Annotated in this window: 9 protein-coding genes; 5 read left to right on the forward strand and 4 right to left on the reverse strand. The window is 68.5% G+C overall.

Going from position 1 to position 7587, the window contains the following annotated elements:
- The first annotated feature begins 145 nt into the window (after window positions 1-145).
- A complete protein-coding gene (locus tag FHS22_RS36900; protein WP_184948843.1) occupies window positions 146-343 on the forward strand; it encodes a hypothetical protein in 198 nt (65 codons plus the stop codon).
- A gap of 74 nt (window positions 344-417) precedes the next feature.
- On the opposite strand, the gene FHS22_RS36905 is transcribed toward FHS22_RS36900, so the two are convergent.
- The gene (locus FHS22_RS36905) at window positions 418-1005 is read right to left on the reverse strand and encodes a TetR/AcrR family transcriptional regulator (RefSeq protein ID WP_184948844.1); all 588 of its coding nucleotides are present in this window, start codon (window positions 1003-1005) and stop codon (window positions 418-420) included.
- Between the two features lie 107 nt (window positions 1006-1112).
- On the opposite strand from FHS22_RS36905, the gene FHS22_RS36910 reads away from it, so the two are divergent.
- Window positions 1113-2585, forward strand: coding sequence for an MFS transporter (locus FHS22_RS36910; protein ID WP_184948845.1), 1473 nt, complete (start codon window positions 1113-1115; stop codon window positions 2583-2585).
- A gap of 281 nt (window positions 2586-2866) precedes the next feature.
- Here the strand turns inward: FHS22_RS36910 and FHS22_RS36915 are convergent, their stop codons facing one another.
- From FHS22_RS36915 to FHS22_RS36925, 3 genes are all read right to left on the reverse strand, one after another.
- Window positions 2867-3598, reverse strand: a complete 732-nt coding sequence (locus tag FHS22_RS36915; protein ID WP_184948846.1) for a bleomycin resistance protein — start codon at window positions 3596-3598, stop codon at window positions 2867-2869.
- Between the two features lie 69 nt (window positions 3599-3667).
- Window positions 3668-4228 carry a PadR family transcriptional regulator gene (locus FHS22_RS36920; protein WP_184948847.1) on the reverse strand — a complete coding sequence of 187 codons (561 nt, stop codon included), beginning with the start codon at window positions 4226-4228 and terminating at the stop codon, window positions 3668-3670.
- A gap of 224 nt (window positions 4229-4452) precedes the next feature.
- Window positions 4453-4881, reverse strand: a complete 429-nt coding sequence (locus tag FHS22_RS36925; RefSeq protein ID WP_184948848.1) for a MarR family winged helix-turn-helix transcriptional regulator — start codon at window positions 4879-4881, stop codon at window positions 4453-4455.
- Between the two features lie 97 nt (window positions 4882-4978).
- Between FHS22_RS36925 and FHS22_RS36930 the strand changes: the two genes are divergently transcribed.
- Genes FHS22_RS36930 through FHS22_RS39760 form a run of 3 tightly spaced genes read left to right on the forward strand, consistent with a single transcriptional unit; the run spans window position 4979 to window position 7335 of the window.
- Window positions 4979-5926, forward strand: coding sequence for an MBL fold metallo-hydrolase (locus tag FHS22_RS36930; RefSeq protein ID WP_221474601.1), 948 nt, complete (start codon window positions 4979-4981; stop codon window positions 5924-5926).
- A 17-nt stretch (window positions 5927-5943) separates the two neighbouring features.
- Complete coding sequence (locus FHS22_RS36935; RefSeq protein ID WP_184948849.1) at window positions 5944-7149, forward strand: MFS transporter; 1206 nt, start codon at window positions 5944-5946, stop codon at window positions 7147-7149.
- Between the two features lie 6 nt (window positions 7150-7155).
- Complete coding sequence (locus FHS22_RS39760) at window positions 7156-7335, forward strand: hypothetical protein (RefSeq protein ID WP_377297735.1); 180 nt, start codon at window positions 7156-7158, stop codon at window positions 7333-7335.
- Window positions 7336-7587: the final 252 nt, after the last annotated feature.

Raw genomic sequence — 7587 nt, forward strand, 5'->3', positions numbered from 1 at the left:
ACTGCTGATCGGTGAGCTCCCCTCGGTGCACCATGCCTACGACATCGGTGACCCGGCTGACCTCCTGAGAGGAAGATTCACAGGATAGGCCTTAGCACCAGCAGCACCCGCACAGCAGCTCTCTCTGCGCGACGCCGTGGAGACGATGAATGAGCTGGGGGTGCTGCGGCCGCCGACGATAATGGCGGGTGCCGGAGATGGCCTCGTGGTGCGCGACGGCTTCGGGCTCGTGAAAGTGCTGACCGAGGTGATCAAGTTCGGCACCCCCGAGGGTGGACGCGGCCGGGCAGGACGGGTCTCGCTCAGCTCGCACCCCGCCGGTGATCGCTATCTTGCCAGATAGCGAAGGCTATTCCGCAACAGGGCATGGGCGCCGCTCGCTTGCTGCGCCGTTCACACCTCATTGGACCAGCAGGTTTAGGCCGGCTGGTCCACCCGGTGGTGGAGCCCGTCGAACATGACGGCCAGAAGCTGATCACGATGTGCGGGGATCCGCTCCGCCGCCCAGGCGACTGAAGCGATCAGGGAGAACAGAGCGGAAGCGTCAATATCGGGTCGGATCGTCCCTGTGCGCTGGGCTCTGGCCAGTAGTTGCGCCCCAGCGGCCTTGACGGCTTGGCAGGTGGTGTGGAGCTCGGATGTGGGGTCGGCGAGGCTCTCGACGAGGGCGTCGACCAGGCCGCGGTAGGCCATGGCGTGCTCGACCGCAGCCGTCAGCCAGGTGGTCAGGGCCTGGTGCGGGGATGGGGAGGCGAGCAGCTCATCCGAGCGGGCTTTCAGGCCGCGCAGGCTTTCGCCCAGCAAGGCCTCCAACAGTGCCTGGCGGGTCGGGAAGTGCCGGTAGAGGGTCACGTTGCCGACACCGGCGGTGCGCGCGATGTCGTTCAAGGAGGCGCCGACGCCGTGCTCGGCGAAAGCCGTCCGGGCGGTCGTCAAGAGCCGCTCGTAATTGCGTCGGGCGTCTTTGCGCCCTGCGGGCCGGGCCTGCGTTGACCGATCCACCACGGGAACCCTCCACACGCACTTGCCAAAGCGAGGAACCTCCTCATATCTTAGCCCACGCCAAACCGAGGATGTTCCTCGTTTCGTTGCGTACCATCCTGAGGAGTGCCGTGACCGAACAGAGCACGCACGTGGCGACAGCGGGATCCGGGCCCGCCGACGTCTCCCGCTCCCAGCGCCACCCCGGCCTGGTGCTCGCCATCGTTCTGATCTGTCAGACGATGTTCATCCTGGACATCAACGTGGTGAACATCGCCCTCCCCGACATCCAGCACGACCTCGGCTTCTCTGCGGCCGGCCTGTCCTGGGTGCTCAATGCCTACATGCTGGCCTTCGGCGGTCTGCTGCTGCTCGGCGGTCGCGTGGGCGACATCGTCGGCCAACGGCGGGCTCTCATCGGCGGGGTCGTCATCTTCACCCTCGCCTCACTGGCCGGAGGGCTGGCCACGTCGGCTGGGATGCTGCTGGCGGCCCGTGCCGGTCAGGGGATCGGCGCTGCCATTGCCGCACCGACCGTGCTCGCCCTCATCACCGTAGGCTTTCCCGACTCTGCACGCAGGGCTCGGGCGCTGGGGGCTTACGCGGCGGTCTCCGGCTCCGGCGCCGCGATCGGCCTGATCGCCGGTGGCATGCTCACCGACTGGATTTCCTGGCGGTGGGTGCTGTTCATCAACGTGCCGATCGGCGTCGTCCTGCTGATCCTGGCCCCGCTGTTCATCACCGAGACCGATCGCCACCCGGGCCGCTTCGATCTGGCGGGTTCGCTGACCTCGACGCTTGGCATGACCGCCCTCGTCTATGGCTTCATCCGCGCCGCTGAGCAGGGCTTCGGCGACGTGGTCACGCTCGGCGCGCTCGGCGTGGCCGCCATCCTGCTGGTCCTGTTCGTGGCCGTCGAGTCCCGTGCCCGGCAGCCGATCGTCCCGCTGCGGCTATTCGCTGACCGCAACCGCGCCGGCGGCTACGTCGTGCTGCTGTTCGTCCTGGCCGCCGGCAATGGCATGTTCTTCTTTCTCACCCAGTTCCTGCAGCAGGTCCGCGGGTACAGCCCTCTGCAGGCGGGGTTCGCCTTCGTGCCGCTGGCCCTCGTGATCCTGGCGTCTTCCGGTGTGGCGGCCCGGCTGCTGCCGCGCCTGGGTGCCAAGACGCTGATTGGCCTCGGCGCCGGGGCGATCAGCCTGGCCCTCCTGTGGATGACGCAGCTGACGCCCCAGGCCGACTACGCTACGGCGCTGCTCGGCCCCATGATGATCGCCGGTCTTGGCATGGGCATCTTGCTGGTAGGAACCACCACCGTGTTGTCCTCCGGGATCCGAGCCGAGGATGCCGGTGCCGCCTCCGGCCTGCTCAATGTCATGCAGCAGATTGGTGGTGCGCTGGGGCTGGCCATCCTCGTCACGGTGTTCGGCGCAGCCACGCGCGCTTCGCGTGGACCGGCCCACCAGGTCCTCACTGAGGGAGTCACTGCGGCCTTTACCGTCGCAGCCGTATTCACAGCCGGCGCAATCCTCCTGGCCCTGACCATGAAGAACCGGCCGGCTCCCACAGCCGAATCCGCAGCCGCGGAGGAGCTCACCCGATGACGTAGGAAGCAACCTCATCTGCGCCAGCGATGAGTTGCGGGAACAGGAACAGCGTACGTTTTCCGTTCCGCCACACTCCGACCCCCGGCGCTGGGGAGCAGCGGCTCCGCCTAAATCCGAGGGGCGCGCCCGCTCTTCTCGAGGCCGACTCGCGCGACGCCACCCGCCAGATCAGAAGTGCCGATTTGCCAATTGGTGTCGGCACTTCGCCGGTTTCGGGGACACCCTGGCATCGATACGTCGTCGCTCGGCCGTGCGGGGTGTTGGGGTGTGTCGGGAATCTAAGGCTTGTCGGATGGGAGGGCGGTGGTGAGATCGGTGGCGGCGGTGAGTGGGACGGCGAGGCGGGCGCGGGTGGCGGGGTCGAGTGGGACGGCCAGGGCGCGGTCGAGGAAGGCACGGGCCTGCTCGGGAGAGCCGAGACGGCCGGCGAGTTCGGCCCGGTAGAGGAGCACCTCGACCAGGTCGCCAGCCGGCGCGGCGGCCTCGTCCGTCCGGCGCAGGACACCGTCGAGGATCAACGCCGCCTGCCGCTCGTCCCCCCGCGAGTCCCCCTGGACGACGGCGTTCTGGAGAGCGACCCCGAGCTTGCTCGACGACGATGGCGGGGCGGCGGAGTCGTCCTGGGCGGGGAAGAACCGGATCCAGTTCCCGCCGGGGTCCACGACGCTGAACCCGGCCAGGCCGTCGACGTTCTTACGCCGCCGCGGCGTGGTCATCCGCGGGATCCCGGCCACGAGCACTTTCCCGTAGGCGGCGCGCATGCCGTCGGCGAAGGCCCGGTGCAGCACTCCGGTGTCCGGCACCCGCACGACACAACTGCCGTACGACTGCTCGGGGTCGAAGCCCGGGATACCGGCGAAGTGCAGTTCGAGGTCCTCGCGCCGGAGCGCGAGGTAGGGGTTGGGGCGAAGCTGCCGGTAGGTGGTGGTGAAGCCGAGCACCCCGTAGAAGGCGGCGATCTCGTCGATCGAGACGCACGGCAGCAGGGGAATGGTCACCTCGTTGGCCAAGACGGCACCTCCAGCTAATCAAATTTGACTACCGAAGCCGAGTATAGCCGCCCCAGTAGTCGACGTTGACTAGTCGGCCATCTCGTAGCGGCCCGCTTCCAGCCGCTCGATCAGCCCCCGCGTCCACTCCGCACCGCCGGTGGAGTAGTGCACCCACAGGCTCATGATCTCCCCGACCGTGCCCCACTCCCGCGCGTCGGCGCGCTCGGCGGACCAGTGCCGGTCCACCTCGGCCCGCCACGCCTCCAGCGCCGCCAGCCGGGTGCGGAGCAGCCCGACGGCCTCGGCGCGCGGCAGCGCGGTGAGGAAGCCGACGCCCGCGGTGAGCAGGTCGATCCGCTGATCGGCCCGGGACAGCGCCTTCCGCAGCAACGCCAGGAACTCCTCCTCACCAGGCCCGGTGAGCTCGTACTCCACCCGTGGCGGCCCACCGGCGTCGCTCGGCGCGACGTCGTGCGCCAGCAGCAGGCCCTGCCTGGCGGACTGCTTCAGCGCGTGGTAGATCGAACCGGGCTTGGCCGTCGACCATTCGTGCGCGCCCCAGCCCTCCAGGTCGCTCCGCACCTGGTAGCCGTGCGCGCGGCCACGGGCGCGCACCGCGCCGAGCACCAGCAGCCGGATCGCCGACACGTCTCTCCTCTTCGCCGAAGCCTCCCCGTCGTCGAAGGTCAGGGTATCGAGGGGCGCCGGGTAACAGGACGTGCGAGATCCCGCGGGCCGCCAGGTGGGCGGGGACGGCCGCGCGGGCCGGGTCCACGATCGTCGCCGCGTCCTTCCTGCCTCTGAGATGAACGCCGAGGCCACACTGATCGCCCGGGCTCGGGAGAAGGCCGGCGAAGTGTATGGGCGTCAGCTCATGGGCGGATGATCGCTTGTTCGAGCAGGTCCTGAAGAGCGCGCTGCTGCTGGGCGGTGAGGCCCGCCAGTGGTGAGTCCTGGACGAGGAGCTCGAGGAGCCGCTCACGCAGGACGTTGCCCTCCAGGGTGAGGACGAGTTGCTTGGCACGACGGTCGGTAGGGTGCGCGCGGCGCTCGATCAAGCCCTGTTTTTCGAGCTTGTCGACGATGAAGGTGGCATTGGAAGGCTCGCAGCTCATGCGTTCGGCGAGCTCCCGCATGGTCATCGGTCCGGTCATCTCTCGCAGCGCGGTCGCCTGGGCTGCGGTGAGACCCAAGGTGATCGCGCGTTCGCGCACGTGATCGGCGATCTGCTGGGCCAGTCCGTTCACCAGGCCACACAGCTCGCGCTCGGCGATAGCCGGGGGTTCCAGGGGCGTGGTCATGCGCTCCATCCTAGCCGATCCATCAAGCCAGAATATTCCAATCTTGAGCTATGCAAGCATGCATATTTCAAGCTTGACTAGTTCAAGCTTGATCCTTATGGTGGCCCTGGTCGCCGACGACGCGACGACACCTTGCCTCGAAGAAGGGAATGCGATCATGGCGAACTCCGCGGTTGACCAGGACGAGCGTTTGCGGCGGCCAGCGGGAATCCGCTCGGTATGGCTGGGCGAGACGAAGGTGTCCTTCGTGCCGGACGGGGCCATCCAGGGCAGACCGGGCAGATGGCTACCGGACACCACCGACGAGACCTGGGCCGCCCACCCGCAGTACCTGGATGCTTCCGGCCATCTTGTGGCGAGTATCGGTGGTCTCCTGGTGGAAAACGGCGACCGCGCACTGTTGATCGATGCGGGATGGGGACGAGTGTCGCTGCCAGCCGAGCCGGGAAGCCCGAATGGTGCTGTCTACGGCGGCGCGCTGCTGGACAGCCTGGCCGAGCTCGGCCGCAGACCTGAAGAGATCGAGACGGTGGCCTTCTCCCATCTGCACATCGATCACCTCGGCTGGGCGTGGCATCCTGCCCCAGGCAGTGACCAGCCCGTGTTCACCCGGGCCGAGTACGTGGTGGCCGAACCGGAATGGGCTCAGCGCGACCTGCTTGCCCACGGCATCACCGAGGAGGAGGCCGCCATGCTGACACCGCGCGTGCGTACGGTAACGGACGGGCAGGAGGTCTTTCCTGGCGTGCGGGTCCAGATCACGGGCGGGCACACGGCCGGGCACACGCAGTACGTCATCACCGGGGGTGGAACCCGGCTGATCGCCTTCGGCGATGCCCTGCATTCACCGATCCAGGTGGACCACCCCGAATGGTCCTGCCTCTATGACCATGACCCTGTCCAGGCCGCCGAGCATCGTCATCATCTCATCGCCGCCCTGGAAGAACCTGACACGATCGGCTTTGGCATCCACTTTGCCGATGCGGTCTTCGGGCAGGTCCGCCGGGACGGCGCTGGCTCCGCCTGGCGCCCTCTGGACCTCTGATCCGCACAGGACTGACGATGACAACCATCATCCACGGCCTGCCGGCCCGCTCCTCCGTGGCACGGCACTGGCCCGGGATCATCGCAACGGCGCTGACCGCGACCGTGGCGGGGATGCCCGGTTTCACCGTCGGGGCGTTGGCCCCGACGATCGAAGCAGACCTCCACATCTCCCCCAACGCCATCGGGTTGGCGATGAGCATCTTCTACGCCGCCACCGCCTTCGGCTCTCTCGCCGCCAAACGGGTGGCGGCGCGGTTGCCGGTCCCTATGGTCCTCTCCGTCGCGGCACTGGTCGCCTCGGCGGTCATGCTGACGGCGTCGCAGGTAACCGACTGGGGGATGCTGACGGCGATACTGCTGGTGGGCGGGCTCAGCAACGCACTCGTCCAGCCGGTGGCTAGCCGCCTCATCGCAGCGCGCGTCCCGGAACACCGGCGCTCGCTGGCTGCGGGAATCATCGGCGCGGCGCTGGGGGCGGGTACCCTCGTCCCTGGCCTGCTCGTCGCTTTGGTCCTTCCGGCGTACGGCTGGCGGACCGCCCTGCTTCTTGCAGGTATCGGGGCACTCGTTCCGGCCGCGCTAGCTCCGCTGGCCCGGGCACCCGGCCGCCCGCTGCCTACAAGGCCGAAGGCGGCCAGCGAAGCCGGCGACAAGCGACGAAGGGTCGGGCGGGTACTCGGGCTCTGGGCGCTCGCCGCGGCGCTCTCTGCGGCCGGCAACAACGCGGTGGCCACGTACTTCGTCGAACTGGGCACCCGATCCGGGCTGGACACCATCGTCACGGGCAACCTGCTCTCGCTCAGCGCCTTGTTCGCCATCGCCGTACGAATCACCGCCGGGGCGCTCACCGACCGGGCGCCTCACCGCAATTGGGCGGTGATCGTCACGATGATGCTCGCCGGCGGGCTCGGGCTGGCGCTGATCGCGATCGGGACGCCGACGACGTTCGTTCTCGGCGCGATCCTCGCCTTCTCTGCGGGCTGGGGCTGGACCGGGCTCCTGCTCGCGACCACCCTGCGCCTGGTACCCGACCGTTCCGAAGACGCCGGACACACCGTCCAGATCGGCGTGTACGCGGGCGCCACCGTCGCACCCTTCGCCTTCGGTGCCCTCTCCAGCGCCTTCGGGTTCCCGGCCACCGCCCTCCTCGCGGCTGTGGCCGCCGCCGCTGCAGCGGCGGCGATGACCGCGGGGGCGCTGCTGCTGCGGCGAGCGAGATGATCGGGCGTGCCGGTCCGCTCAACCGTACGGCGGCGGCGTCCGGCGCGCTCCAGCCCACGCACCGGCCACGACGACCGCGTGCTGGCGGTGGTGTGGAGCTCTGACGGCCACCGCCTGGCCACCGCCGGCGACGATCAGACGGCCCTCCACTCCCGAACGTGGCCCCAGCCCCAAAGTAGGAATTGATCTTGGGCGGCGCCTGGTGGGCCCTCCGCTTCCAAGCGTGTCCCCAGCCGCCAGGTAGCTGCTCTACACGCTTCGCTCTTGATTCGGGCGTTCTGGGCGTGGGGCCCCGGGGGAAGGCCTTCGGTACTGGTGGCCCGCCCGTCTGCTTGTTGCCGGCGCCTAGTACTACAACAACACTTCGTTGTGGTTTAGTCTGATCGTATGCCGGACGTGATGACCGCTGAGGATCTTCGGACGTGGATGGCAGGTCTG

Source organism: Thiemannella venezuelensis (assembly GCF_014203605.1).
GTDB lineage: Bacteria > Actinomycetota > Actinomycetes > Streptosporangiales > Streptosporangiaceae > Planomonospora_A > Planomonospora_A venezuelensis.